The sequence below is a fragment of the Rhizobium sp. NLR22b genome (genome assembly GCF_019685295.1).
GTDB lineage: Bacteria > Pseudomonadota > Alphaproteobacteria > Rhizobiales > Rhizobiaceae > Rhizobium.
The window spans coordinates 212,892-238,074 of the sequence record NZ_JABDWM010000001.1 but is presented as its reverse complement, the minus strand read 5'-3'; the positions used below and the strand labels follow the sequence as shown (position 1 = coordinate 238,074).

Genomic DNA, 25,183 nt, shown 5'->3' with positions numbered 1-25,183 from the left:
TACCGGCTGCGGAAAGTCTGATGCCGAGCGGCGCCCCAGCCGCTGCGGTCTCATGAGGCCAGCCGCGCCGCCGCGTATGCTACCGTAAGATACGTTTGTCCGGCACCACGCTGCGCCTATGCTGCATGTGCTAAGAGCGTGCATGGCCCACAGCGCGGCCATCATTCACAGAGCGGACGCAGATCAAGAATATGATCATCCAAGTATAAGTCTCTGGCCAAGAGCGGTGAACAGGAGATTTGGCATGCGGCATTCTTCCTATCTTCCCACAGCCGGTTTCGCCACGCAGTTCGGTCCGGCCGGTTACGCCCTCGACTATGTTTTGGATGCCGCCCAGCGCAGCGTGCTGTTCTGGGACGTCATGCGCAAGCGCGGCAACCAGTATCGCGCCCATGCGGAAGCAACCGCGCCGCATGTCCTGAGCTTCACGCCCGAGGTCGTGCTTGACGGACGTTCGCTCGAGAAGCCCGTCAACTACGCGCTGGTTCGGATCGTCCCGCCCGAGGGGGTAGAGATTGATGAAAAGCGCCGGCCTTTCGTCGTGGTCGATCCGAGAGCTGGACACGGGCCGGGCATCGGTGGCTTCAAGGCTGACAGCGAGATCGGCGTTGCACTGAGAGCCGGGCACCCGTGCTATTTTATTGGCTTTCTTCCGCAGCCGATGCCGGGACAGACGATCGAAGACATTGCACTGGCTGAAGCCATCTTTTTGGAGAAGGTGATATCGCTGCATCCGCAGGCCGACGCCAAGCCATGCGTGATCGGCAACTGCCAGGCGGGCTGGGCCGTCATGATGCTGGCCGCCATGCGCTCAGAACTGTTCGGCTCGATCATCATTGCCGGCGCGCCACTTTCCTACTGGGCGGGTGAACGCGGCAAATATCCGATGCGATATGCCGGCGGACTGCTTGGCGGTACTTGGCTGACCGCACTCACCAGCGACCTCGGACACGGGCAGTTCGACGGCGCATGGCTGGTGCAGAATTTCGAGAACCAGAATCCGGCCAACACGCTATGGACCAAGCAATATAACCTCTATTCGAAGATCGACACCGAGGCACCACGCTATCTCGGTTTCGAGCAGTGGTGGGGTGGTCACGTCAATCTCAACGCGGAGGAAATCCAGTTCATCGTCGACGAACTCTTCGTCGGCAACAATCTTGCCGCGGGCCGCATCAAGACGTCAAAGGGCGAGGCGATCGATCTTCGCAACATCCGCACGCCGATCGTCGTCTTCTGCTCGAAGGGAGACAACGTCACGCCGCCCGCGCAGGCGCTCGGCTGGATTCTGGATCTCTATGACGATGTGAACGAGATACGCTCACACGGCCAGACGATCGTTTACACGGTGCACGAAACGATCGGTCACCTCGGAATTTTCGTGTCCGCGAGCGTTGCCCGCAAGGAGCATGGAGAATTCTCCAGCAATATCGATCTGATCGATGCGCTGCCACCCGGGCTCTACGAGGCGATTTTCGAGGCAAAGACCGCTGAGACAGTAGGCGGGGACCTCGTCGAGGGTGATTGGATCATGCGCTGCGAGGCAAGGACGCTGGACGATATCCGCGCGCTCGGCTGCAATAACGCCGCGGATGACCGGCGTTTTGCGACCGTTGCGAAGGTCTCGGAGATCAACCTGTCCCTCTACCGGACTTTCCTTCAGCCTTTCGTCCGCGCAATGGCGCCGGATTGGGCGGCCAAGCATCTGCGTGAGATGCATCCGCTCCGGCTGCAATACGAGGTGTTTAGCGACGTCAATCCTTGGATGGCGCCGATTGCAGATCTCGCCCTCGATGTGGCGGAAGAGCGCCGTCCCGTTCGTGCCGACAATCCCTTCCTGGCGTTGGAGCAAGCCTTCTCACGCCAGGTCGTTGCGGGGCTGGATGCATGGCGTCAAGGGATCGAGGCGCTGAGCGAGGCGACCTTCCTCTCCGTCTACGGGTCTCCGCTCCTGCAGGCGGCAGTCGGCATCGATCCGTCTGACACTAGGCCGCAGCGCAGAGCAAGCAAGACCGCGCTGCATGCGCAGGTTCTCAAGGAGAGGATCGAGGAACTCAAGGCGCAAATGGAGGACGGCGGACTTCGGGAAGGTCTGGCGCGCAGCCTGCTCTACGTCGCCATGGCCAATGGTGCAGCCGATGAGCGTGGCTTTGCCGCCATTCGCCGGATGCGGCGCACCGAGGACGGCATGCCGGCGATGACGCTCGCGGAATTCAAGGCCTTGATCCGCGACCAGTTCCTCATGCTGCTGATCGACGAAGAGGCTGCCGTGAGCGCTATCCCACGGCTATTGCCGGCGGAGGAGAGTGTTCGCCGCGAGGCCTTGTCTTCTCTGCGTGAGGTCTTGAACGTGCGCGGCGCGCTTTCCGGCGAAGCCGAACAGCGCTGGAAGAGGATTGTCGGGATATTCGGCCTTTCCGGAGAGACGCTGCCGGAACCTGTCTTGTCGCCGGCGAAGGCCATCCCGGGGAAGCCTGTTCGCCGCGCAAGTTAGCCGACAAGATGCTGAAGCCGAGGGACTGAGCCCGCCCTTCAACATGGAGTGTGAAGATGCAGGATTTAGACGACGTTGGGAAAGAGTACGTGCCGCATCAGAAGTATGAGCGGCTGATCGCCAAGGCAAAGCAGGTTCCTGTGATGACGACGGTCGTCGCCCATCCTTGCGACGAGACATCGCTGCGCGGCGCCGTCGAGGCAGCCGAGATAGGACTGATCCGTCCGGTCCTGGTCGGGCCGGCGGGAAAGGTGCGCACAATTGCAGACGCGCATCACATCGATATCTCCCCATTCGAGCTGGTCGACACGCCGCATAGCGACGCGGCGGCGGCGAAGGCGGTGGAGATCATCCGCCAAGGCGGCGCTGATTTGCTGATGAAAGGAAGCCTCCACACGGATGAGCTCATGCGCGCCGTGACGTCATCGGCCACGGGACTGAGGACGGCGCGGCGGATCAGCCATGTCTTCGTGATGGATGTCCCGCACCATTCGGAAACGCTGTTCATTACCGACGCGGCCATCAACATCGCGCCGGATCTCGATGCCAAGCGCGACATCGTTCAGAACGCCATCGATCTCTTCACCCAGGTCGGCCTGGGCACGCCCCGCGTGGCGATCCTTTCGGCGGTTGAGACGGTCACATTGAAGATCCCTTCGACGATCGACGCCGCTGCTCTTTGCAAGATGGCCGAGCGCGGACAGATAACGGGCGGCATTCTCGACGGGCCGCTTGCCTTCGACAATGCGATCGATCCGGAGGCTGCACGGATAAAGGGCATCCAGTCGCCGGTGGCCGGCCACGCCCAGATACTCGTCGTCCCCAATCTCGAATCCGGTAACATGCTGGCGAAGAACCTGACGTTCCTGGCGAAGGCAGATGCAGCAGGCATCGTGCTTGGAGCGCGCGTGCCGATCATCCTGACGTCGCGGGCAGATTCCGTGCTGGCGCGCCTTGCCTCCTGCGCCGTCGGCGTCCTGCTGGCCGATGCGCGCCGCCGCACGGCGCCGATACAGGGGGGATGATGCAATGGACACCGTCCTCGTCGTCAATGCCGGCTCCTCCAGCCTGAAGTTCGAGGTCTTCGCGGTCTCGGGTTCGCTCACGCGACTGGTCAAGGGTAAGATGGAAGGCATCGGCACTGCGCCGCGCCTGGCCATCAAGGGTGCCGGCGGCGAGCGGCTGGCGGACGCAAGCTATCCAAACGAGACCGTTGCCGATTTGCCTGCGGCGATGCGCCTTGTGGGCGAATGGCTGCGCGAGCGGCACGACGGCCGCCTGATTGCCGTCGGCCATCGGGTCGTCCATGGCGGCCCGAACCACATGCGCCCGGCGCGCATCGATGAAACCCTGCTGCACGAACTGGAGCGCTATACGCCGCTTGCGCCGTTGCACCAGCCAAGCAATCTCGCGCCGATCCGCGCACTGCTGGAGCGTCAGCCGCAGCTAACGCAGGTTGCCTGCTTCGACACGGCCTTCCATCGCGGCCGTGATCCGATGGCTGACCACTACGCCATTCCCGCGCATTATTTCGAAGAGGGTGTCCGGCGCTATGGTTTTCATGGCCTGTCCTACGAATATGTCGCCGGAAGGCTGGCCGAGATCGCGCCGGACGTCGGTGGAGGACGGGTCATTGTCGCCCACCTCGGAAGCGGTGCCTCGATGTGCGCGCTCCGCAGCGGGAAAAGCGTGGAGAGCACACTGGGCTTCACTGCTCTGGATGGCCTGCCGATGGGCACACGATGCGGCCAGATCGATCCGGGCGTGCTTCTCTATCTTCTCCAGCAGCGCGGCATGAGTGCAGCTGAGCTGCAGGACCTTCTTTACAGGGAATCCGGCCTCAAGGGCCTCTCGGGCGCCAGCAACGACGTCCGCGACCTGTTAGCGAGCGAGGAGCCGGGTGCGGCACTCGCGCTCGATCATTTCGTACATCGCATCGGCCTCAATGCCGGCATGCTCGCGGCCGCTCTCGGCGGATTGGACGCTTTCGTGTTCACCGCCGGCGTCGGGGAAAACTCGCCGGTCATGCGTGAGCGGATCTGCAGGAAGCTGGAATGGTTAGGCGCCAAGCTCGACAGCAGGCGAAACGCCGCCGGCGAGCTGTTGATTTCGGGCGACGATAGCAGGCTCGCCATTTATGCCGTGCCGACCGACGAGGAACTGATGATCGCGCGGCATACATACGCATTGCTCGCCGCATGATGGGCAACCCATGACCCGGGAGAGGGGCTGATGATGATCCCTGATGTGAAGGCCAAGCTTCTTGAAGGCAAGCGCGGGCTGGTGGTCGGCATCGCCAATGACCAGTCGATCGCCTGGGGTTGCGCCAGAGCCTTCCGTGCGCTTGGCGCCGAGCTCGCGGTGACCTATCTCAATGACAAGGCCAAGCCCCATGTCGAGCCGCTGGCCGAGGCGCTGGAAGCGCCCATCTTCATGCCGCTCGACGTTTCCCTGCCGGCACAATTGGAGGCGGTGTTCGACCGGATAGCCGAGCAATGGGGCGAGCTCGATTTCCTGGTGCATTCGATTGCCTTTTCGCCAAAGGATACTCTGCAGGGGCGAGTGGTCGACGTGCCTCGTGAAGGATTCCTGAAGACGATGGACATTTCCTGCTGGTCGTTCATTCGCATGGCGCATCTTGCGGAACCCCTGATGAAACGCGGCGGGACGCTGTTCACCATGAGCTACTACGGCAGCCAGATGGTCGTGAAGAACTACAACGTCATGGGTGTCGCCAAGGCGGCGCTCGAAAGCGCCGTGCGCTACATCGCCGCCGAACTCGGGCCGAAGGGCATTCGGGTGCATGCCATCTCGCCAGGCCCGCTGGCGACGCGGGCTGCCTCCGGCATCCCGGAATTCGACGAGCTTCTTAGCAAGGCCGAGGAAAGGGCGCCGACACGCAGCCTTGTGTCGATAGACGATGTCGGCATGGCAACGGCCTTCCTCGCTCATGATGCAGCGCGGCTGATCACCGGCGACACCATCTACATCGACGGCGGCTACCACATCATAGACTAGGGGAACCAGTGGAGTGATTTACAACGCGCCGCGTCTTTGAGATGCCAAAGCATGACGTCCCGCTCGTATTCGAAGCGTGCGTTGCCCTTGCCTGCCCGCTGGGACGCTGGCCGCGCTCACTCGCGTGGGCATCAGCTGCGGGCTGCAGTTCTGGGCATCAGGTCCCCAATGATGCCAACACGATATCCGGCATGACTGGAAAATCACGGAATTAAAGGACTGGGAGAGAATTGGCTGGGGAACCTGGATTCGAACCAAGATCGACGGAGTCAGAGTCCGCTGTTCTACCATTGAACTATTCCCCAGCAAGCGAACCGGCGGGCGGTTCGGCTGGTGTGCGGCGCTTATAAACAAAAGCCCGGCGATTGCAAATACCTGTTTTGAAAAAAATCGGCCTTCTCAGGCCGGCGGTGAAACTCTTCCGCAAAGCCCTCTGTCAAAAAAGAATTTGGTGATTTTGGCGGGCGCTGATATTCTTGCGGCAACGCAAAAATCAAACGAGCGCCTGCTGCATACCTCCGGGACTTGCGCGGCGCGGTGGAAAACAACGTGGAAGACCCCGAAGGCGGCGCGAAGCCGCAATTTGACGGGGCGACGGCGGCAGGGCGCAGGGACGGCAAGAAGTCCAGGCGTCGCAAGGGCAAGCGCGGCGGGCAAACCCGCAGCGTCGCCCATCCCGCTTCGCATGAGTTCCCCGGCAGTGCCGGGCAGCCTGCGCGCCCCATGGAAGATGCGGCCGGACATCCGGCTCGCAAGCGCAAGCGCCGTCGTCGCGGCGGTCAAGGCGCTTCGCAGGATAGTTCAGTTCAAAACCAGAAGGTGGAACAGGACGCGGCAGCCGCCCGGCCCGACAGCGAACAGGCATCGAGCCGGCGCAACCGCCGGAAGCATCGCGGCAAGCGCGGGCTGCAGGGCCGGCCGCTGTCATCGGCAAAGCCTTCCCATGTGCCCCTGCAGGAAAGCCGCGTCGAAGAGACGGTGCGCAGTGCCGTCCCGCGCGAGATGCAGAACGGCGCCGGCGCCGGCCGCAAAGGCCGCCAGGAGAGCCACGGTCACCAGGGGGATCGTCAGGCCGGCGAGCACGCATGGCCGGAAGAACTCTATGCCGCGCTCGATCTCGGCACCAATAATTGCCGTCTGCTGATAGCCCAGCCGACCCGGCCGGGCCAGTTCCGCGTCGTGGATGCCTTTTCCCGCATCGTACGGCTCGGCGAGGGTCTTGCCGCCAGCGGCCGTCTCTCCGACGAGGCGATGGAAAGGGCGATCGAGGCGCTGAGGATCTGCGCCGGCAAGCTGAGGAACCGGGAGATCCGCCGCATGCGGCTGATCGCCACCGAGGCCTGCCGTCAGGCGGTCAACGGCGCGGAGTTCCTCGGCCGCGTTGTCGCCGAAACCGGCCTCGAGCTTGAGATCATCGACCGGGAGACCGAGGCACGCCTCGCGGTCTCCGGCTGCTCCTCGCTCGTTGGCCGCGAGACTCGTTCCGTCGTCCTCTTCGATATTGGTGGCGGCTCGTCGGAGATCGCCGTCATCCGCATCGGCGATAGTCGCTTCAGCCGGCTCGCCAATCACATCACCCATTGGACCTCGCTGCCGGTCGGCGTCGTGACGCTGTCGGAGCGTCACGGCGGGCGCGACGTCACGCCGGATGTTTTCGAAGGCATGGTGCGCGAGGTCGAAGCCATGCTCGGATGCTTCGACTGCCCGGAGATCGAGATCGCCCAGACTGGCGATTTCCACCTGATCGGCACGTCGGGCACGGTGACGACGCTTGCCGGTGTCCATCTCGACCTGCCGCGCTATGACCGGCGCAAGGTCGATGGCATCTGGCTCTCGGATGACGAGGTCTCCGCCATGCAGGCGAAGCTTCTCTCCTGGGATTTCGAAAGCCGCGCCGCCAATCCCTGCATCGGGCCGGACCGGGCCGATCTGGTGCTTGCCGGCTGCGCCATTCTGGAGGCGATCCGCCGCCGTTGGCCGAGCCCGCGCATGCGGGTCGCCGATCGCGGCTTGAGGGAAGGCCTGCTCACCGACATGATGGCCGATGACGGCGTGTGGCGGCGCCATCGCAACCGCCGCGGCCAGCGGGCGAAATAAGGGGAAGGGCATGACAAAGGCACCGATCGCGGGAAACCGCACCGGCCGCAAGCTCGGCCAGCGCGTCAAGAACAAGAAGATGAAGGCGTCCTCCCGCCAATGGCTGCAGCGCCACATCAACGATCCCTATGTGCAGCGCGCCCAGCTCGAAGGCTATCGCGCCCGCGCCGCCTTCAAGCTGTTGGAGATCGACGAGAAATACCACATCCTGCGCGGCGCCAGGCGCATCATCGATCTGGGTGCGGCTCCCGGCAGCTGGTCACAGATCGCCGCCAAGGTCACCGGTTCGACGGATGAGGACGTGCGTGTGGCCGCGATCGATTTCCTCGAAATGGCCCAGCTTCCCGGCGTCAAGATCCTGCAGCTCGACTTCCTCGATCCGAGCGCGCCGGAAAAGCTGATGGAGGCGGTCGGCGGCACGCCCGATCTCGTCATTTCCGATATGGCCGCGCCGACCACGGGCCACCACAGAACCGATCATCTGCGCACCATGCATTTGTGCGAGGTTGCGGCCCATTTCGCCGTCGAGGTGCTGGGAGAGGGCGGGCATTTCCTCACCAAGACCTTCCAGGGCGGCACCGAGCGTGATCTGCTCGCCATGCTGAAGCAGAATTTCCGCCAAGTCGTCCATGTCAAGCCGAACTCGTCACGCGCCGAATCGGTGGAGATGTTCCTGCTGGCCAAGGGCTTCAAAGGCCGCAAAGCGGAAGCTGACGCAGAGCAAGCTTGATCTCGGGTCCATCCCGGTTGATGATGATCCCATGCTTCTCTACATCACGCTCGGAACCAACGATCTTCATCGCGCAGGTCATTTCTATGACGCCGTGCTGGGTGCGCTCGGCTATCGTCGCCAGCGTCATACAGAAGAGGAGATCGGCTATTCCGCCGAAGGCGACACGCGCTGCCGCTTCTGGGTGGTGACGCCGTTCAATCGCCACCGGGCGACTGCCGGTAACGGCGCCATGGTGGCGCTTGCGGCCGAAACGCGGGCGGCTGTCGATGCCTTCCACGCAGCCGCGATTGCGGCGGGCGCGGCGGATGAAGGCGGGCCTGGCCTGCGCTCCTACCATGCCCATTTCTATGCGGCCTACGTCCGCGACCTCGACGGCAACAAGCTTAGTGCAGTCTGCGAACGTCCCGAATAAAGCCCGGCCTATTTCACCATCGATTGTTCGGCTTCGATGGCCGACGGCTTCACGCCTCTCGAGCGATGGCCGGAAACGAGGGCGCCAGCGTTGCGATCCATGCGGACGAAGGGAATGGTCGCAATCACCGTCAGTCCGGCAAAGATGTAGAAAGCCAGATGGAAATCGGCCACATCAAGCGCCTCGCCCCTGATATAGATCGAGGTCTCCAATATTGCGGCCGCCACCGCGACGCCGAGCGCCAGGCTGACCTGCTGCATGACGGAGCTCATCGATGTCGCCTGGCTGGCTTCGGCATCATCGATATCGGCGAAGGCAAGCGCATTGACGCCGGTGAACATGAAGGAGCGGGAGAAACCGCCGAGAAGCAGCACGCCGATGATGACGAGGTGCGGCGTTGCCGGCGTGAAGAAGCCGGTGATGACGGTCACAAGCGTCGTCACCATGGCGGCGCCGACGAGTGTCGTGCGAAAGCCGGTGGCGGCGAAAACGCGCTTGGCCATGAACTTTGTGGTGATCGCCCCGATCGCCCCGGCAAAGGTGATGAGGCCGGATTGGAACGGCGTCAGCCCGAAGCCGAGCTGCAGCATCAGCGGTGTCAGGAACGGCATGGCGCCGACGCAGATTCGAAAGAGATTGCCGCCCATGGTCGAAGCCCGGAACGTCGGATTTTTGAACAGGTTGAGGTTGAGGATCGGCGCTGGGTGGCGCTTCGCATGGCTGATGTAGAGGACGCCGCAGGCAAGGCCGATAAAGGTCGCGGTGATGCCGATGATCGGCGGCAGGGCCGGCAGGCTGACCACCGACAGGCCGAAGACGACGCCGGCGGCTGAAAGCGAGGTGAGCACGAAGCCGGTGAAATCGAGCTTCGGCGGCGCGATCGCTTCCACCTCCGGCAGGAAGATCGTTGCAAGCCAGATGCCGATGATGCCGACCGGCACGTTGATCAGGAAGATCCAATGCCAACTGAAATAGGTAGTGATGAAGCCGCCGAGCGGCGGGCCCGTGAGCGGGCCGACCAGCGCCGGGATCGTCAGCAGCGCCATGGCGGAAACCAGATCGCTGCGCTTCGTCGTGCGCACCAGCACCAGGCGGCCGACCGGCGTCATCATCGCGCCGCCCATGCCCTGCAGGAAGCGGGCAAACACGAATTCGACGAGATTGGACGAGAAGGCGCAGAAAATCGAGCCGATGACGAAGACGGAGATGGCAAGCCGGAAAATCTTCTTGGCGCCGAACCTGTCGGCCATCCAGCCGCTGACCGGGATGAACACCGCCAGCGCCACCATGTAGGAGGTCAGCGCCAGCTTCAGCGTAATCGGCCCGACATTGAGATCCCCGGCGATTGCGGGCAACGCCGTCGAAATCACGGTGGAGTCCATCTGCTCCATGAAGAGAGCGACGGCAAGGATCAGCGGGACGATGCGGTTCATAGGCGGGAGCCTTGATAGGCTGCGGATTGGAGCAGGAAAGGCATTTGCTGTGTAGACTCACTTCCCGGGCCTGCCAATCCTTCAATCCGCTTCGATGGAACGTTTGGTTCACGTCTGCGTGAGATGGCTTGCCCGACATCCTTCCCTATCAACATTGACCTATGTTCACCTACCCGGGCAGGAAATACGGCCAGATCGTCGGGTCGGCGCGATGGCGCGCCGCGCATCAAAGGGGAGTGGACATGGCAATCTCAACGCCAATAAGGCGGCGCACGTTTTTTGCCACAGGCCTCGGGCTGCTGGCTGCGCCGGTGATTTTAAGAGAGAAGGCCGTGGCGGCCGCGACTGGAGAAAGCAGCAATATGAATGCAATGCCTTTGCCCGAGATCGATCAATTCAAGCTCGGTTCCTATAAATTCACAGTGGTGCGCGATGGCATCAACATCTCCGAAAAACCCTATGAAACCTACGGCACCAATCAGGATCCCGAGACGGTCAAGGCATTGCTGACTGCAAACTTCCTGCCGGCCGACAAGCTCCTGAGCGGCTATACGCCTGCCCTCATCGATACCGGCGCGGATGTCATTCTTGTCGATACTGGCTTCGGTGCAGCGGGGCGGGCGCGTGGCGCCGGCCGGCTTGCCGAAGGCTTGAAAGCCGCAGGATACTCGGCCGACGACGTCACCCTCGTGGCGCTCACCCATCTGCACGGCGATCATATCGGCGGTCTCATGGAAAATGGCGCAGCCGCCTTCAAGAATGCCCGCTATGTCATCGGTCAGGCCGAATATGATTTCTGGTCGAGCAAATCACGCGAAGGCACGCCCGCCGAAGGCGGCCACAAGGCCGTGCTTGCCAACCTGACGCCGCTCGTCGAAAAAGCCATCTTCATCAAGGACGGTGACAGCATTGCGCCCGGCATGACGGCGATGCTGGCCGCGGGTCACAGCCCGGGCCACATGGTGTTCCATGTGGAATCCGAGGGCAAGCGCCTGGTGCTGACAGGCGATACGGCCCACCACTATATTCTGTCGCTGCTGCGCCCGGATTGGGAAGTGCGCTTCGATATGGACAAGGCGCAGGCGGCGGCCAGCCGCCGCAAGGTTTTCGACATGATCGCCACCGACAAGATCGCCTTCCTCGGTTACCACATGCCGTTCCCCGCGGTCGGTTTCGCCGAAAGGCAGGATGGCGGCTATCGCTTCGTGGCGAAGACCTATCAGTTCGACATTTGATCTACCGCATGTCGTCCGGAAGTGTGTAGCGGTTCCGGGATAACGACATGCGTAAAAACAAAGAGCTAAAGCGCATCGCATGAATGAAGTTTGACGCGATGCGCTTTCCCGCGCCGCGCGTCTTGGCAGACGCGCAAGGGACGCTGTAACACTTTGAATACACGCATCGTGCTTTCCGAAATCGATTCCGATTTTCGGGCCGATGCGGTAGATGCATGGCTCCCATGACGATCCGGCGGCCACGCCGGGCTTTTTGCTATTTCCTTCCTGTCATAGACGTGTTACCAGCCCTCGCCAACTTCCAAGCAACTCATGCACACCGCCGGGGCGGACGATTCGTTTCCGGGACGGGTTGCATTTTCTTAACTGAAGGAATTTGGCCATGGCCCGCATCATTGAAACGGCAACCGGCGCGGACGCGCTTACCTTCGACGACGTGCTGCTGCAGCCCGGCCATTCCGAGGTCATGCCCGGCCAGACGAATATCGCAACCCGCATCGCCCGCGACTTCGATCTCAACATCCCGATCCTCTCTTCGGCCATGGATACCGTCACCGAGAGCCGGCTGGCGATCGCCATGGCCCAGGCCGGCGGCCTCGGCGTCATCCACCGCAACCTGACGCCGATCGAGCAGGCCGAAGAGGTCCGCCAGGTGAAGAAGTTCGAAAGCGGCATGGTCGTCAATCCGGTCACCATCGGCCCGGAGGCGAAGCTTGCCGAAGCGCTCTCCCTGATGAAATCGCATGGCATCTCCGGCATCCCGGTCGTCGAGAAGTCCGGCCGCCTCGTCGGCATCCTCACCAACCGCGACGTCCGCTTCGCCTCGGATCCGGAGCAGAAGATCCATGAGCTGATGACCAAGGACAATCTGGTCACGGTCAAGGAGAGCGTCGATCAGCAGGAAGCCAAGCGCCTGCTGCACTCGCATCGCATTGAGAAGCTGCTGGTCGTCGACGCCGAAGGCCGCTGCGTCGGCCTCATCACCGTCAAGGATATCGAGAAGTCGCAGCTGAACCCGAACGCCTCCAAGGATGCGCAGGGCAGGCTTCGCGCCGCCGCCGCCATCAGCGTCGGCGATGACGGCTTCGAGCGGGCCGAACGCCTGATCGAGGCCGGCGTCGACCTTTTGGTCGTCGATACCGCCCATGGCCATTCGCAGCGTGTTCTCGATGCTGTCGTCCGGGTCAAGAAGCTTTCCAACTCGGTCAGGATCATGGCCGGCAACGTCGCCACCTATGACGGCACCAGAGCGCTGATCGATGCCGGCGCCGACGCCGTCAAGGTCGGCATCGGCCCGGGTTCGATCTGCACGACGCGCATTGTCGCCGGCGTCGGCGTTCCGCAGCTCGCCGCCATCATGTCGGCCGTCCAGGCCGCCCAGGATCAGGATGTGCCCGTCATCGCCGACGGCGGCATCAAATTCTCCGGCGACCTTGCCAAGGCGATCGCCGCCGGTGCTTCTGCCGTCATGATCGGCTCGCTGCTCGCCGGCACCGACGAGAGCCCGGGCGAGGTTTATCTTTACCAGGGCCGTTCCTTCAAGGCCTATCGTGGCATGGGCTCCGTCGGCGCCATGGCCCGCGGTTCGGCCGATCGTTATTTCCAGGCTGAGGTGCGCGACACGCTGAAGCTCGTGCCCGAAGGCATCGAGGGCCAGGTGCCGTACAAGGGACCGGTCTCGGCCGTCGTCCACCAGCTCGCCGGCGGTCTCAAGGCGGCCATGGGTTATGTTGGCGGCAAGGACCTGAAGGATTTCCAGGAGCGCGCCACCTTTGTGCGCATCTCCGGCGCCGGCCTTCGCGAAAGCCACGCCCATGACGTGACGATCACCCGCGAGAGCCCGAACTATCCGGGCGCCGGCCTCTGATCATGAAGGCGGGCAGCGCAATTCCGCTCTGGATCGTCGCGCTGCTCGCCGCCCTTTGCCTTGCCGTGCTCGCCTGGACGACCTTCGGCTTCGTCGTGCCTTTCAAGCACGAAACCGGGCAGGCGGTGCTCGACACCTACTTCGCCGGCTACGACGAATCGACCGTCTTCCACATGCAGAAGCTGCTCGATGAAAATAAGACGGCGGCCAAACTGCTCAGCGCCATGTATTTCGGGCCGGAGCTGATCTTTCCGGCATTGCTGACGGCGCTGCTGTTCGTCGTCTTCCTCAGGCTTGGTCCCGTCGGCTCGTGGTTCGGCCGGTCACTTCATCCGCTCATAGCCAAGGCGATCTCTCTGCTGCCTTTCATCTACGGCATCTCCGACTACGGCGAGAACATTTGCAGCCTGATTGCCTTCGGCAACAGCGCGTCCGCAGGTCTTGCAATGCACGTGCTGCCGTGGATGACGCGGTTGAAATTCGCAAGCCTCGCTATCTGCTTCATCGTCGCGGCCCGGCTTGCAATTGCCCGTTGGCTGTCGCCACGCCGGGACTGAAGTGGCTATCAGCTCCTTCGCCGCCAAACCGGATTTGACAGTCTCGCCATCATGAAATCGGAAAGTACCTCGACCTTCGCTGGCCGGTTCCGCGCGGAAGGTGTGACGAAATACAGTGCGCCGGTCGGCAGTGTCCAGTCGGGAAGAATCGGCTTCAGCCGGCCGTCTATCAGATAGTCATGCGCGAGAAACTCCGGAAGTTCGATGATCCCGAGGCCGCTTAGCGCCATTGGCACCAAGGCTTGCGAATTTGTGGCCTTGAGAGAGCCACTTGGCACGATGACCTCCTCCTTGCCTTCACTGTTGCGCAGGCGCCAGACATCCTGTCGCGCCCTATAGGCGTATCCCAGGCAATGGTGAGCCGCTAGGTCGCGCGGATGTTCCGGCACGCCGTACCGGTCGAGATATGCGGGTGCAGCGAGAATGAAGCGATCCACCGGCGTCAGCCTTCGCGCGACCAAGGACGAATCCGGCAGTACTGCGATTCTGAGCGCGGCATCAAAACCCTCTCCCACGATATCGACGACGGCATCGCTCATGTGCAGGTCGATGGAAATCTCCGGAAAGCGCTCGAAAAAATCAGGCAGGACCGGGGCAAGCCAGCGCGTCCCGAAGGCCATCGGTGCGGCAAGCCTGATGAGACCCTTCGGCCGGGTGGCAATCTCCCGGGCAGCGTCCTCCGCCCTCTCGGCCTCGGCATAGATTCGTGCGGCGCTATCGACCAGTCGCAGGCCGAATTCGGTCAACGCCAGCTGCCGGGACGTCCGGTTGAAGAGCCTGGCGCCGAGTCTGTGCTCAAGACGGCTGACGGCTCGCGAAACGGTCGGCACCGACACGCCGAGCGTCTGCGCAGCCCGAAGGAAGGAACGCTCTTCCGCGACCTTCGCAAACATCGCCAGACCCTCGAAATCGGGAAACTTTGTCATTTCATTCCTGAAACAATGGATTTCAACTCTTTCTATTCCGCAACGATGCTTTCGTCCATATCTCAGCTTCAGTCGAACCAAGGAGACGACAATGACACAACGACTGAACGCAAAGATTGCGGTTACCACGGGCGCCACTTCGGGCATCGGCCTTGCAACGGCCAAGCGCTTCGTAGCCGAGGGCGCCCGGGTCTTTATCACGGGTCGCCGCAAGGATGTTCTCGATGCAGCAATCGCTGAGATAGGCGGCGAGGTTGTGGGAATTCAGGCGGATTCAGCCAATCTCGCCGACCTCGATCGCCTCTATGAACGGGTGAAGGCAGAATCCGGGAAAATTGACGTGCTCTTCGTCAACGCGGGTGGCGGCTCCATGTTGCCCCTCGGCGAAATCACTGAAGAGCAGTATGACGACACGTTCGATCGGAACGTGAAGGGGGTTCTCTTTACGGTGCAGAAGGCCTTGCCGCTGCTCTCGCCAGGATCATCGATCATCTTGACGGGATCGACCGCAGGCTCGACCGGCACACCCGCCTTCAGCGTTTACGCCGCATCGAAAGCCGCCTTGCGCAGCTTTGCGCGCAACTGGATCCTCGACTTGAAGGATCGCGGCATTCGGATCAACACGCTTAGTCCTGGCCCGACGGAAACGACTGGACTGGTCGAATTGGCGGGCAAGGACCCAACGCAGCAGCAGGGCTTGCTCGACGCCTTGGCAGCCCAGGTGCCTATGGGCAGGGTCGGTCGCGCCGAGGAAGTTGCCGCTGCCGCACTCTTCCTTGCCTCGGAGGATTCCAGCTTCGTCAGCGGTGCCGAACTCTTCGTCGATGGCGGCAGCGCCCAGGTGTGAAGACAATATCGGGTTTGCGGTTGCACAGCGGCGAGCCGCTGGCATCCGCTTATCCTTTCCGCTAATGCTGCCAACGGCATATAAAGCGGAAAGGAAGTGGCGATCATGACCGGCTATGAAATCTTCTGGCCACTCCTTGCCCATGTGGCCCTGGTCTATGGTCTCTACGCGCTTCTTGGCCTGAGACGCGGGAAAATGGTGCGGGTCGGAAAGATCCGCAAACAGGACTATCGCGAAAATCGTGACGAACCCGCCGAAAGCCTTGTCGTCAAGAATTGCCTCGCCAACCAGTTCGAATTGCCTGTACTCTTTTACCCCTGCTGCATTCTTCTCTATATCGCCGAGGCCGACAATCTTGTCGCCCTCGGCCTCGCCTGGCTCTTCGTCGCTCTGCGTTACGCTCATGCCGCCATTCACGTCACCAGCAATGATCTCAGTTACCGCAGCCCGATCTTTGCTGCCGGTTATCTGGTGCTTGCAGCCATGTGGGGTTGGCTCGCCATCTGGATGGCGATGGGCTGACGGCGATGTGCGCAGGCGACAATCTGCCGGATTTTACAACTATCTGACGTTTTTTGCGCCCTCGTCAATCAGAGCAATGCGGCCTAGGAGCCTGATTTCTCACGCGTTTGCCTATCGTTAAAATCTGAGCGTTTCCATTTACCGCTGATGAAGGCCTGCAATGTCATATCCGCTCGACGCGGTGGTGGTAGATAGCCTGCGCCGCGAAACAATAAGAATGGGAACGACATGGGCGCGGAAAGCATGGATCGCATCGGCTTGCGCAGGAAGCCGAAGCAGGAGCGTAGCATCCAGAGACTGGATCTTATCCTCGCTGCCGCCGCCAAGATAATCGCCCAAAAGGGCGTCAGCGCCATGCGGATGACGGAACTCGCGGTCGCCGCCAAGGTGCCGATCGGCTCGGTTTACCAGTATTTCCCGGAGAAGGCGGCGATCGTCAAAGCCCTGTTCGACCAGCACGCTTCGGCGATTCAGGCGAAGACGGCGGCGATGTTCAGCGACGTGCAGTCCCTCGACCAGGCCCTCGATCTCGTCTGCGCCACCATCGACTGGTATTACGAATCCTATCGCGACGATCCCGTTTATCTCGGCGTCTGGATGGGAACCGAGACCGATCAGGATCTGCTTCGGCTGAATATCGAGCATAGCGGTCGCGTCGCTGGTATCTTCGATGACGCTGTACGCCGGTTGGCTCCCGACCGTTGCGACGAGGAAATGTTCGCGCGCACTTACCTTTTTAGCCACCTGATCGGCGCCGTCATCCGACTTGCGGCCGTCAGCGAAGAGGCCATAGCGCAGCGCATGCTCGGCGAGTGGAAACGCGTCATCCGCGCCTCCCTTTTTGCCGCGAGCGTCGCCTGAGGACTTCTACCAGCTCGGCACCATATTGGCAGCCTTCAGCCGCGGATAAAGGCGCGCCTGGGCGGATTTGACATCCGCTTCCAGCCCGTCGTCGACGACAGCCGGCGTGATGTTGTCGAGGCAGGCAGTGATATGGGCCGTGATTGCGTTCATCAGCGACAGCGAGACGCCAGGCCGTTTCATGATGCCGATCTGCACCGGCGGCAGCGCCGGGAAACCGTCGGCCTGGCTCAGCACCTTCATGCCCGTCCGCAGCGCCGATTCCGGCATCACCGAGACCGCCATACCGGCAAGCACGGCCGCGGCGACGACGGTGCAGGACCAGCTGGTGAACAGGATCTGGTGCTCGCGCCCGACGGCATCGAGCGCCGAGCAGGCAAGCTGGCGCCATTGGCAGTCGCGGCGGCCAACGGCTAGCGGCACCGGCGCATCGTCGCGGATCGGATGGTTGGCCGAGCCGACCCAGCAGAGCGGCTCGGTTCTGACCACATCGGACATGCGCTCGCGCGGATTGTGGGTGACGAGGGCGATATCGAGCTCGCCCTTGTGCATGCGCTCGGCAAGGTCCATCGACGGCTCGCAGACGATGTAAAGCTCGACATTCGGATGCGTCTTGGCAAAACGGCCGATGATCTCAGGCATATAGCGGTCGGCGTAATCGTCCGGCGTGCCGATGCGTAGCGTCCCCTCCAGCCTGTTGTCGTCAAAGGCGGCGATCGCCTCATTGTTGAGGCGGATGATGCGCCGGGCGTAATTGAGCAGTTTTTCACCCTCGACCGTCAGCCGATTGCCGCGGCCGTCCTTGATGAACAGCTGCTTGCCGATGCGCTCTTCGAGACGGCGCATCTGCATGGAGACGGCGGATTGGGTCTTGTAGACCCTGTCGGCGGCCTTGGTGAAGCTGCCGGAATCGACGATGGCGATGAAAGTCTGCAACTGGTCGAGATCAAGAGGCGCGGACATGGGTTCACCTATAAAGATAGCTGATGATAATCATTAGAAACATTCGTTGGACTGATCAATAGGTCTTTGGCATCTTCGGGATGCAAATCAAGCAAAGTGAAGGACAGACACCCTGCCTGTCCGAGCCGAATTCAGCCTGCTCCCTTCCGCACGACCTCGCGGCAGGGGTGGGTTGTTGCGTGCCCCGAAAGAAAGGAGAGTTCGATGCACACGACAGACCGGACACTAGAACTCGACTGCGGCAAGCTTACCCCGACGTTTTCCCAGCGTCTGGCGGCAGGCCTCGCCCCGTTGACCTTCCTCTTTCGCGTGTTTCGCAATCGCATGGAGATCAACGCGCTGCATGATCTGAATGATACGCAGCTGAGAGATATCGGCCTCACCAGGGCCGATCTGACCTCGGCGTTCCTGGCCTCGACGTTTTTCGAGGATCCGTCGGAACATCTGACGCGTTCGGCGCGCAATCGTTGGCGCCTGCAGTTCTTCCGTTCCTGCGACGAGTAGGAGCGCAAGTTTCCCCGCAGGGTGATAGCCAATAGCCCTGCCGCTTGACCCGGCGATCGGCTTTCCCAGCCATCGCCGGGTCTTTTTATGTCTTAGGGTCAGGCGAAGGCTTCGGCCGGTAAGTTTCGAAAATCGCCTCCAGATTCCTCTGGTAACTCTTCTGCACTTCCAGCCCGCTGTCGAACATGGCGTTCAACATCTCCGCATAGCTGTCGGCATTGACCTTCGCCTCTTCCTTCGGAGCCTCCGGCGTCTTCGCGGTAGGCTGCTGGGCTGCCGGTTGCTGGCCGAGCCCGGCCATCATCTCCTGGAAGGCCTTGGCGAAAGGATTGTCGAGGAATGGGTTCGGGGCAGGCGCCGGTTGCTGTTTCGGCATCGAAAACATCAGTTGCATCGCCTGCGTGAAGGGATTGTCGAAAATGCTGGACTCCGGGGCTGCCTTCGGCTTCGGCGCAAAGCCCGTACTCTCAAGCCATTTTTGAATGCTCTCGCCCATCGCCGTGTTGGCGAAGGGGTTGACAGGAGAGGCCATCTGGCCGGTCGTCTGCTTGAAGAGCCCGCCCATCAGCGTGTCGGCCAGCACCGGCAGCATCTGTTTGTAGATGTCCTGTCCGATCCCGGTCATCTGGGCGGCCTGGGCTGCGATCGCCCTCGAAACCTCCTTGGAGCCGAACAACTGGGCAAGGATGTTGTTGCCGTCGGAAATGCCCTCCGGCGTGAAGGCCCGGCTCATATCCTCGAAATATCGCGCGTAATTGCCGGAGGCGACGGCCTGCATCAGCCCGACGAAATCGTAAGGATTGCCGGTGCTGCGCTTCAGGCCGGCGGAAAAGGCCGGCATCAGCGCCGCCATGGCCTTCGTCGCCTGTTCCTGCGCCAGGTTGAATTGCCGGGCGATCGCTTCCATCGCCGCGCCGTTCTGCGCCTGCATCATCATATCGAAGAGTGGCAGCATGGAGGTCCCTTTCCCCGAGTCGTGACGCGTTGTGACGTCACTATATCCGGAAATGGTAATACGCAAACGGCTTTTTGTCAGAGGGGCTTAGGACGATCTCAGTACTGATAATCCTCGAAGACCGGTTCGACGGAACCCTGCCAGCGGCCGTGATAGAGCGACAGCAGATCCTCGGCGAGCGTCGCCTTCTTGGCAAGCACCTCGTCGAGCGGCGCCAGGAAGATGCTTTCGTCCTGGCCTTCGCCGTTAAGCCTGCCGCGCGCCTTGAGGCCGGCCCTTGAGATGCCGACGACCTCGCGCGCCGCCTCGAGCAGCGCATGCCCGCGAAACTCGGCCTTCAACCCTTGCGCCGGAACGGCATTGCGCAGGGCGCCGATCTCGGCAAAGCTCCAATCCTTCGTCAGCTCGTCGGCGGCCTGAAGGGCCGCATCGTCGTAGAGCAGGCCGACCCAGAAAGCGGGCAACGCACAGATGCGCCGCCATGGGCCGCCGTCGGCGCCGCGCATTTCGAGGAAGCGTTTCATTCGCACGTCCGGGAAGAGCGTGGAAAGATGGTTTGTCCAGTCACCCATCGTCGGCGCCGGATCGGCGACCTCGCCCTTCAACGCGCCGTTCATGAACTGGCGGAAGGTCACATGGGTACAGTCGTGATAGTGCCCGTCGCGGACGATGAAATACATCGGCACGTCGAGCGCCCATTCGGCATAATCGCGGAAGCCGAAATCGTCGCGGAACGTGAAATCGAGCAGGCCCGAGCGCTGGTTGTCGACATCGCGCCAGATATCGCCGCGCCAGGAGAGCAGCCCGTTCGGCTTGCCCTCGGTGAAGGGCGAGGATGCAAACAGCGCGGTCGCCAGCGATTGCAGCTTCATCGAGACGCGCATCTTCTGGCGCATGTCGGCTTCCGAGGAGAAATCGAGATTCACCTGGATCGTGCAGGTGCGATACATCATGTCTAGGCCCTTGGTGCCGACCTTCGGCATATAGCGGGTCATGATCTCGTAGCGCGATTTCGGCATTTGCGGGGTTTCGGCATAGGTCCATTTCGGACTGCCGCCGATGCCGAGGAAACGGATGCCCATCGGTTCGGCGATCTCGCGTAGCGTCGCCAGGTGCTGGTTCGATTCCCTGCAGGTCTGGTGGATTGTCTCCAGCGGCGCGCCTGACAGTTCGAACTGGCCGCCGGGCTCGATCGAGATCGCCCCCATGCCGTGCTGCTCGGCAAGGCCGATGATGTTGCCGCCGTCCATGATCGGCTCCCAGCCGCTCTTTTTCTGCAGGCCGGTAAGCAGGGCCGAGATGCTGGCATCGCCGAAGTAGGGAACCGGGCTGTTGTCGGCGCGGAAGAAGGCGAACTTCTCATGTTCGGTGCCGATCCGGAAGCGCTCCCGCGGCTTGTTGCCCGCGGCGATGTAATCGGTCAATTCCTGAACGGAAGAGAGCGGTGTCTGGTCGGTAGTGTCGCGGGCCATGCGGGGTACCTGTATTCAAAAGGCGCCCAGGGGGCCGGGCAATTGGAAGGTGATTAGGACCCAAGCCACGTATGTTGCAAGTGAAATTCTTTCAACGACGCATCAAAAAAACAGCAGTGATTTCCGCGTCAACCCGTTTTCCCGGTCATGTCCAGTCGCCGATCGCCGCCTGGACCACCGCCAGCGCCGCAACAGCGGCCGTATCGGCCCGGAGGATGCGAGGTCCGAGCGGAATGGCAGTGACGAAATCGAGGCTTCGAAGCCGCGCCCGCTCATCCTCCGAAAAGCCGCCTTCCGGCCCGACGAGCAGAGCGAGATGCCTTTCTTGGATGGCTGCCAGCACCGGCAGCGGGTTTTGCCCGGCGTCACCCTCGTCGCAATAGATGATGCGGCGCTCGCTCGGCCAATGGTCGAGCAGGTCGGAAAGCCTCACCGGCTCGGCCACGGCGGGGATGCCGAGAATACCGCATTGCTCCGCCGCCTCGACGACATTGGCGCGCAGCTTGTCGAGATTGGTGATCTTCCCCTGCACATGCTGGGTCATGACAGGCTGCAGCAGCCCGGCGCCCATTTCCACCGCTTTCTGCACGAGATAATCCATGCGGCCGACTTTGAGCGGGGCAAAGAGATAGTGCAGGTCCGTGGCCGCCGGCTGCGGCCGCGTCTCTTCGGTTGCCGTCAGCAGGATGCGTTTGCGCGTCGGGAAGGACAGCGTCGCCCGCCACTCGCCGTCGCGGCCGTTGAAGAGCAGGATGTCTGTGCCGTCCTCCATCCTCAGCACGTTGGCGAGATAGTTGAAATGGTCGGCATTCGCCTCCACGACGGCGCCGCTGGAAAGCGGCGCGTCGACGAAAAGTCGTTGCATGCGGAAATTGGCGCGCATTGGAAAAAACTCGGGATCTCAAACGAAGAGCGCGAACATAACCCAATAAATCATCGCCGCAAGCGCTGCCGAAACCGGCACGGTGATGATCCAGGCGGCGATGATCGTCATGAAATGCGAGCGCCGCACCAGATAGCGTCGCCGCCTCTCGTGGATATTCGGCTCCTCCGGCTCGTCGATATCGAAGCTCTCCGTCTTGCGCCTGATATAGGCGATGCGGCGCTTCGAATGGCGCGTATACCATTCGCGGAAGAAGCCGACGCCGAAGACGGAGCCGACGGCGATATGGGTGGTGCTGACCGGCAGGCCGAGCCAAGAGGCGACGATGACGGTGAAAGCGGTCGACAGCGCGACGCAATAGGCGCGCATCGGATTGAGCTTGGTGATCTCCTCGCCGACGAGGCGGATGAGCCGTGGCCCGAAGAGCAGCAGGCCGACGGAGATGCCGAAGGCGCCGATCAGCATCACCCAGAGGGGCGAATGGCCGACGCCGCCAACGCCGCCGATGCCGACCGAATGGACGATCGCCGAAAGCGGCCCGACCGCGTTCGAAACGTCGTTTGCGCCATGCGCGAAGGATAGCAGCGCCGCCGAGCCGATCAGCGGCAGCCGGAACAGCGCCCGCAGTGAACTGTTGCGGTTTTCAAGATCCCGCGCCTGGACGAGGACGAGCGGCCGGGCGATAAGCCAGGTCACCAGCCCGATGGCGATCCCGATCAGAATGACGGTGAAGGGCGGAAATCTACCGATCGGCGACAGCTGCAGCACCATATAGGCCATGAAGGCGCCAGCCATCGTCGCGACCAGCACCGGTACCCAACGCCGCGCCGCCGCGATCTTGTCGTCGCGATAGATGATGAGCGTCTTGACGAGATAGAGCAGGCCGGCCGCGATCAGTCCGCCAAGGAGCGGCGAGGTGATCCAGCTCGAGGCGATCTCGAACATTACCCGCCAATTCACCGGCTCCGGCCCCACAGCTGAGATGCCGGCCCCGATCACCGCCCCGACGATCGCATGCGTGGTGGAAACGGGCGCGTTCATCCAGGTTGCAAGGTTGATCCAAAGGGCGGCTGCGGTCAGCGCCGCCATCATGATCCAGCCGAGCACCGCCGGCGACACCTGGCCAGCATCGACGATGTCGGAGGAAATCGTCTTGACCACTTCGCCGCCCGCGATCGTGGCGCCCAAGACCTCGAAGATCGCAGCAATGACCAGCGCCTGGCCCATCGTCATGGCGCGTGCACCGACGGCCGCACCGACGTTGTTGGTCACGTCGTTGGCGCCGATATTCATCGCCATGTAGCCGGCAAGGGCCGCTGCCGCCACGACGAGTACGGCGCCCGGACGGTCGAAGACATAGACGCCGGCAAAGAGCATGACCAGGCCGACGAAAATCAGCCCGAGCCCGGGTGCCACCAGCAGTCGCGCAACGTGCTTTGCCGCGTCCTCGACATAGGTGATTTTATCGAGGTCTTTATCGAGCGTGCGTTTGGTAAGAACTGCGGGACGGGGCGGCATTCTTTTTCCTGAGGGATGAAGCTGCTTCTACGCTGCTTTCCTAGCAGTGCAAGATGGCAGGATTCATTCCGCTGGAATTTGCTTGGCCGCCGGACCTTTTTTGGCCACCGGAATTCGCTTCGCCGGTCTGACTGAAAGCTTGTCGGTCATCTTTTGTTTGAAGGCGAGGAAGAGGTTGCGAAGCTCCGGTTCGCGCACGCGGCTCACCGCCTCGTCGACCGAGACCCACTCGATGGTGCGTTCGCCTTTTTCCTTGAAGTTCTTCGCCATGTCGGTGACCTCAAGCGCATAGACCTGCACTTTGCAAACCACCTGCACACCGTCGCGCAGCACTTTCGGATAGGTGTAGGAACCGAGCGTTTCCGCCTCGACGGAGCCGCGAACGCCGGCTTCCTCCAGAGCTTCCTGCAGGGCGACCTCATGGGCGCACTTGCCGTTCATCGGCCAGCCCTTGGGAATGACCCAGCGGCCGGTGTCGCGGCTCGTCATCAGGAGTACCTCGACTTCACCGCTCTTCTTCTTCAACCGGTAGCAGAGCGCACCATATTGCTGTCGCGGCGGGCGCCGGAACATCAGTCGCACATCGGATGCCAATCGGGCGAGAAGAGTCAATTGTCGGGTCACCTTTACAGTGGTTGTTAGGAATCACTCATATGCGTGTATCACGGAACGCTGACACAATCCAAAGCCGCGACGATCCGAAACATGATTTAACCGCCGTTAATAGGGGAAATCGGGCTGGGGCAGGCTCAAAAAAACCGTCACATCCTGTTTCGAATGCGCCATGTTGCACAGGTGTACAATATGGCTTCGTCCGGACCCCTAATCAATGGCGGGACGAATTGTTCCACCAGCATTTTTGAAAATGTGGTAACCATGCCTCGCTGTCCCACCGCTGCCTTGCTTCGTGCACTTTCGTGCCGCGGTTACGGGCCGCCATCAGCGCTCCCAATAGGGGATCGGCCCGTAAAGCTCGCTCAGATAGTCGATGAACAGCCGCACCTTGGCCGGCAGGAACTGCCGGCTAGGATAGACGGCCGAGAGCGCGACATTGTGCGAGCCCTCATAGGCGGGCAGCACCTGCACCAGACGGCCGGCCTTCAGTTCCTCGCCGATATCCCAGGTGGACCGCAGCGCGATCCCGAGCCCCGCGATGACGGCCTCGCGGATCACCTCGCTGGAATTGGTGATCAGCATGCCGTCTGGCCGCAGGCTGAGGGCTCCGTCCGGCCCGTTCAGCCGCCAGGTGTCGTTATTGTGCGCCGGCAGGCAGCGATGGTGTTTCAGATCGTCGATATGCCTGGGCTCGCTATGCGCGGCCAGGTAATCCGGCGAAGCACAGAGCAGCCGGCGCACGGGCGCCAGCCGTCGGGCGACGAGGCTGGAATCGGTCAGTTCGGCAATCCGGATCGCCAGATCGAAACCGCCGCCGACGATGTCGCTGAATTCGTCGGTCAGCACCAGGTTGATCGCAAGCTCCGGGTGCGCCTGCATGAACGCCTTCAGATGCGGCGCGATATGCATGCGACCGAAGGAGGTCGGCGCCGAGATCTTCAGCGTGCCGTGCATTTGCGCCGAGCGGCCGGAAATGTAGAATTCGGCCTCCTCCAACCCGGCGAGAATGCCGAGAACGCGGTCGTAAAAACCCTGTCCGGCTTCCGTCAGCGAGATCTGCCGCGTCGTGCGCTGCAAAAGCCGGGTACCGAGCCGGTCCTCCAGTCGCTTGATGCGCTTGGAGACGACGGCTGGGGAACAGCCGAGCGCCCGCCCGGCGAGCGACATGCTTCCCGTCGAAACGACCTTGGCAAAAATTTCGAGATCACCCAGATTGGTCATAAGGTTTTCAGACTTTTTCCCCTTTTGGCATAAGTGCTTAGCATTTGCGC

23 protein-coding genes and 1 tRNA gene are annotated in these 25,183 nt (G+C 62.0%); 14 read left to right on the top strand and 10 right to left on the bottom strand.

Features of this window, described 5'->3' with window-relative positions; genetic code table 11:
* Positions 1-244 precede the first annotated feature (244 nt).
* The 4 genes from HJC00_RS01095 to fabI are packed head-to-tail and all read left to right on the top strand — an operon-like array spanning position 245 to position 5,512.
* On the top strand, positions 245-2,494 hold the full coding sequence (locus HJC00_RS01095; RefSeq protein WP_221163532.1) for a DUF3141 domain-containing protein: 2,250 nt from the start codon (positions 245-247) through the stop codon (positions 2,492-2,494).
* A gap of 56 nt (positions 2,495-2,550) precedes the next feature.
* On the top strand, positions 2,551-3,519 hold the full coding sequence (locus HJC00_RS01090; protein ID WP_221122499.1) for a phosphate acetyltransferase: 969 nt from the start codon (positions 2,551-2,553) through the stop codon (positions 3,517-3,519).
* 4 nt (positions 3,520-3,523) lie between these two features.
* Positions 3,524-4,696, top strand: a complete 1,173-nt coding sequence (locus HJC00_RS01085; RefSeq protein ID WP_221163531.1) for an acetate/propionate family kinase — start codon at positions 3,524-3,526, stop codon at positions 4,694-4,696.
* Positions 4,697-4,726: 30 nt separating this feature from the next.
* On the top strand, positions 4,727-5,512 hold the full coding sequence (gene fabI / locus HJC00_RS01080) for an enoyl-ACP reductase FabI (protein WP_221146719.1): 786 nt from the start codon (positions 4,727-4,729) through the stop codon (positions 5,510-5,512).
* 231 nt (positions 5,513-5,743) lie between these two features.
* On the opposite strand, the gene HJC00_RS01075 is transcribed toward fabI, so the two are convergent.
* A tRNA-Gln gene (locus HJC00_RS01075) sits at positions 5,744-5,817 on the bottom strand.
* 244 nt (positions 5,818-6,061) lie between these two features.
* Between HJC00_RS01075 and HJC00_RS01070 the strand changes: the two genes are divergently transcribed.
* The 3 genes from HJC00_RS01070 to HJC00_RS01060 are packed head-to-tail and all read left to right on the top strand — an operon-like array spanning position 6,062 to position 8,754.
* The gene (locus HJC00_RS01070; RefSeq protein WP_210629077.1) at positions 6,062-7,609 is read left to right on the top strand and encodes a Ppx/GppA phosphatase family protein; all 1,548 of its coding nucleotides are present in this window, start codon (positions 6,062-6,064) and stop codon (positions 7,607-7,609) included.
* A 10-nt stretch (positions 7,610-7,619) separates the two neighbouring features.
* Entirely contained in the window at positions 7,620-8,339 is a 720-nt protein-coding gene (locus HJC00_RS01065) for an RlmE family RNA methyltransferase (RefSeq protein ID WP_064681032.1), read from the top strand.
* 31 nt (positions 8,340-8,370) lie between these two features.
* Positions 8,371-8,754, top strand: a complete 384-nt coding sequence (locus HJC00_RS01060) for a VOC family protein (protein ID WP_210629076.1) — start codon at positions 8,371-8,373, stop codon at positions 8,752-8,754.
* 8 nt (positions 8,755-8,762) lie between these two features.
* Here the strand turns inward: HJC00_RS01060 and HJC00_RS01055 are convergent, their stop codons facing one another.
* Positions 8,763-10,187 (bottom strand): DHA2 family efflux MFS transporter permease subunit, encoded by a 1,425-nt coding sequence (locus HJC00_RS01055; RefSeq protein ID WP_221154381.1) that lies wholly within the window; start codon positions 10,185-10,187, stop codon positions 8,763-8,765.
* Positions 10,188-10,429: 242 nt separating this feature from the next.
* Here HJC00_RS01055 and HJC00_RS01050 point away from each other — a divergent pair, with 242 nt between their 5' ends.
* From HJC00_RS01050 to HJC00_RS01040, 3 genes are all read left to right on the top strand, one after another.
* Positions 10,430-11,422, top strand: a complete 993-nt coding sequence (locus HJC00_RS01050; RefSeq protein WP_221163530.1) for an MBL fold metallo-hydrolase — start codon at positions 10,430-10,432, stop codon at positions 11,420-11,422.
* A gap of 382 nt (positions 11,423-11,804) precedes the next feature.
* Positions 11,805-13,289, top strand: coding sequence for an IMP dehydrogenase (guaB, locus tag HJC00_RS01045; protein ID WP_221163529.1), 1,485 nt, complete (start codon positions 11,805-11,807; stop codon positions 13,287-13,289).
* Positions 13,290-13,291: 2 nt separating this feature from the next.
* Positions 13,292-13,846, top strand: coding sequence for a hypothetical protein (locus HJC00_RS01040; RefSeq protein ID WP_221163528.1), 555 nt, complete (start codon positions 13,292-13,294; stop codon positions 13,844-13,846).
* Between the two features lie 8 nt (positions 13,847-13,854).
* Here HJC00_RS01040 and HJC00_RS01035 read toward each other — a convergent pair whose 3' ends face one another.
* On the bottom strand, positions 13,855-14,772 hold the full coding sequence (locus HJC00_RS01035) for a LysR family transcriptional regulator (RefSeq protein ID WP_210629071.1): 918 nt from the start codon (positions 14,770-14,772) through the stop codon (positions 13,855-13,857).
* 91 nt (positions 14,773-14,863) lie between these two features.
* Here HJC00_RS01035 and HJC00_RS01030 point away from each other — a divergent pair, with 91 nt between their 5' ends.
* From HJC00_RS01030 to HJC00_RS01020, 3 genes are all read left to right on the top strand, one after another.
* Positions 14,864-15,619 carry an SDR family oxidoreductase gene (locus HJC00_RS01030; protein ID WP_221163527.1) on the top strand — a complete coding sequence of 252 codons (756 nt, stop codon included), beginning with the start codon at positions 14,864-14,866 and terminating at the stop codon, positions 15,617-15,619.
* A 105-nt stretch (positions 15,620-15,724) separates the two neighbouring features.
* The gene (locus HJC00_RS01025; RefSeq protein ID WP_210629069.1) at positions 15,725-16,141 is read left to right on the top strand and encodes an MAPEG family protein; all 417 of its coding nucleotides are present in this window, start codon (positions 15,725-15,727) and stop codon (positions 16,139-16,141) included.
* Positions 16,142-16,369: 228 nt separating this feature from the next.
* The gene (locus HJC00_RS01020; RefSeq protein WP_210629068.1) at positions 16,370-17,002 is read left to right on the top strand and encodes a TetR family transcriptional regulator; all 633 of its coding nucleotides are present in this window, start codon (positions 16,370-16,372) and stop codon (positions 17,000-17,002) included.
* A gap of 6 nt (positions 17,003-17,008) precedes the next feature.
* Here HJC00_RS01020 and HJC00_RS01015 read toward each other — a convergent pair whose 3' ends face one another.
* Positions 17,009-17,965: a LysR substrate-binding domain-containing protein gene (locus HJC00_RS01015; RefSeq protein ID WP_210629067.1), complete on the bottom strand. Its 957-nt coding sequence runs from the start codon at positions 17,963-17,965 to the stop codon at positions 17,009-17,011.
* 204 nt (positions 17,966-18,169) lie between these two features.
* Here HJC00_RS01015 and HJC00_RS01010 point away from each other — a divergent pair, with 204 nt between their 5' ends.
* On the top strand, positions 18,170-18,469 hold the full coding sequence (locus HJC00_RS01010) for a DUF1127 domain-containing protein (RefSeq protein WP_210629066.1): 300 nt from the start codon (positions 18,170-18,172) through the stop codon (positions 18,467-18,469).
* A gap of 85 nt (positions 18,470-18,554) precedes the next feature.
* Here HJC00_RS01010 and HJC00_RS01005 read toward each other — a convergent pair whose 3' ends face one another.
* The 6 genes from HJC00_RS01005 to HJC00_RS00980 form a co-directional block, all read right to left on the bottom strand.
* Positions 18,555-19,424: a DUF937 domain-containing protein gene (locus tag HJC00_RS01005; RefSeq protein ID WP_210629065.1), complete on the bottom strand. Its 870-nt coding sequence runs from the start codon at positions 19,422-19,424 to the stop codon at positions 18,555-18,557.
* Between the two features lie 98 nt (positions 19,425-19,522).
* Positions 19,523-20,896 (bottom strand): glutamate--cysteine ligase, encoded by a 1,374-nt coding sequence (locus HJC00_RS01000; RefSeq protein ID WP_210629064.1) that lies wholly within the window; start codon positions 20,894-20,896, stop codon positions 19,523-19,525.
* Between the two features lie 145 nt (positions 20,897-21,041).
* The gene (locus HJC00_RS00995; RefSeq protein ID WP_210629063.1) at positions 21,042-21,779 is read right to left on the bottom strand and encodes a 16S rRNA (uracil(1498)-N(3))-methyltransferase; all 738 of its coding nucleotides are present in this window, start codon (positions 21,777-21,779) and stop codon (positions 21,042-21,044) included.
* Between the two features lie 18 nt (positions 21,780-21,797).
* Complete coding sequence (locus HJC00_RS00990; RefSeq protein WP_210629062.1) at positions 21,798-23,297, bottom strand: inorganic phosphate transporter; 1,500 nt, start codon at positions 23,295-23,297, stop codon at positions 21,798-21,800.
* A gap of 63 nt (positions 23,298-23,360) precedes the next feature.
* Positions 23,361-23,909 carry an NUDIX hydrolase gene (locus HJC00_RS00985; RefSeq protein WP_221122506.1) on the bottom strand — a complete coding sequence of 183 codons (549 nt, stop codon included), beginning with the start codon at positions 23,907-23,909 and terminating at the stop codon, positions 23,361-23,363.
* A 327-nt stretch (positions 23,910-24,236) separates the two neighbouring features.
* Positions 24,237-25,133 carry a LysR family transcriptional regulator gene (locus HJC00_RS00980; RefSeq protein WP_210629060.1) on the bottom strand — a complete coding sequence of 299 codons (897 nt, stop codon included), beginning with the start codon at positions 25,131-25,133 and terminating at the stop codon, positions 24,237-24,239.
* Between the last annotated feature and the right edge of the window lie 50 nt (positions 25,134-25,183).

Coding starts and splice junctions, on each gene's coding strand:
- HJC00_RS01095 (WP_221163532.1), top strand. CDS start 245: ATGCGGCATTCTTCCTATCTTCCCACAGCCGGTTTCGCCACGCAGTTC.
- HJC00_RS01090 (WP_221122499.1), top strand. CDS start 2,551: ATGCAGGATTTAGACGACGTTGGGAAAGAGTACGTGCCGCATCAGAAG.
- HJC00_RS01085 (WP_221163531.1), top strand. CDS start 3,524: ATGGACACCGTCCTCGTCGTCAATGCCGGCTCCTCCAGCCTGAAGTTC.
- fabI (WP_221146719.1), top strand. CDS start 4,727: ATGATGATCCCTGATGTGAAGGCCAAGCTTCTTGAAGGCAAGCGCGGG.
- HJC00_RS01065 (WP_064681032.1), top strand. CDS start 7,620: ATGACAAAGGCACCGATCGCGGGAAACCGCACCGGCCGCAAGCTCGGC.
- HJC00_RS01060 (WP_210629076.1), top strand. CDS start 8,371: ATGCTTCTCTACATCACGCTCGGAACCAACGATCTTCATCGCGCAGGT.
- HJC00_RS01055 (WP_221154381.1), bottom strand. CDS start 10,187: ATGAACCGCATCGTCCCGCTGATCCTTGCCGTCGCTCTCTTCATGGAG.
- HJC00_RS01050 (WP_221163530.1), top strand. CDS start 10,430: ATGGCAATCTCAACGCCAATAAGGCGGCGCACGTTTTTTGCCACAGGC.
- guaB (WP_221163529.1), top strand. CDS start 11,805: ATGGCCCGCATCATTGAAACGGCAACCGGCGCGGACGCGCTTACCTTC.
- HJC00_RS01040 (WP_221163528.1), top strand. CDS start 13,292: ATGAAGGCGGGCAGCGCAATTCCGCTCTGGATCGTCGCGCTGCTCGCC.
- HJC00_RS01035 (WP_210629071.1), bottom strand. CDS start 14,772: ATGACAAAGTTTCCCGATTTCGAGGGTCTGGCGATGTTTGCGAAGGTC.
- HJC00_RS01030 (WP_221163527.1), top strand. CDS start 14,864: ATGACACAACGACTGAACGCAAAGATTGCGGTTACCACGGGCGCCACT.
- HJC00_RS01025 (WP_210629069.1), top strand. CDS start 15,725: ATGACCGGCTATGAAATCTTCTGGCCACTCCTTGCCCATGTGGCCCTG.
- HJC00_RS01020 (WP_210629068.1), top strand. CDS start 16,370: ATGGGCGCGGAAAGCATGGATCGCATCGGCTTGCGCAGGAAGCCGAAG.
- HJC00_RS01015 (WP_210629067.1), bottom strand. CDS start 17,965: ATGTCCGCGCCTCTTGATCTCGACCAGTTGCAGACTTTCATCGCCATC.
- HJC00_RS01010 (WP_210629066.1), top strand. CDS start 18,170: ATGCACACGACAGACCGGACACTAGAACTCGACTGCGGCAAGCTTACC.
- HJC00_RS01005 (WP_210629065.1), bottom strand. CDS start 19,424: ATGCTGCCACTCTTCGATATGATGATGCAGGCGCAGAACGGCGCGGCG.
- HJC00_RS01000 (WP_210629064.1), bottom strand. CDS start 20,896: ATGGCCCGCGACACTACCGACCAGACACCGCTCTCTTCCGTTCAGGAA.
- HJC00_RS00995 (WP_210629063.1), bottom strand. CDS start 21,779: ATGCGCGCCAATTTCCGCATGCAACGACTTTTCGTCGACGCGCCGCTT.
- HJC00_RS00990 (WP_210629062.1), bottom strand. CDS start 23,297: ATGCCGCCCCGTCCCGCAGTTCTTACCAAACGCACGCTCGATAAAGAC.
- HJC00_RS00980 (WP_210629060.1), bottom strand. CDS start 25,133: ATGACCAATCTGGGTGATCTCGAAATTTTTGCCAAGGTCGTTTCGACG.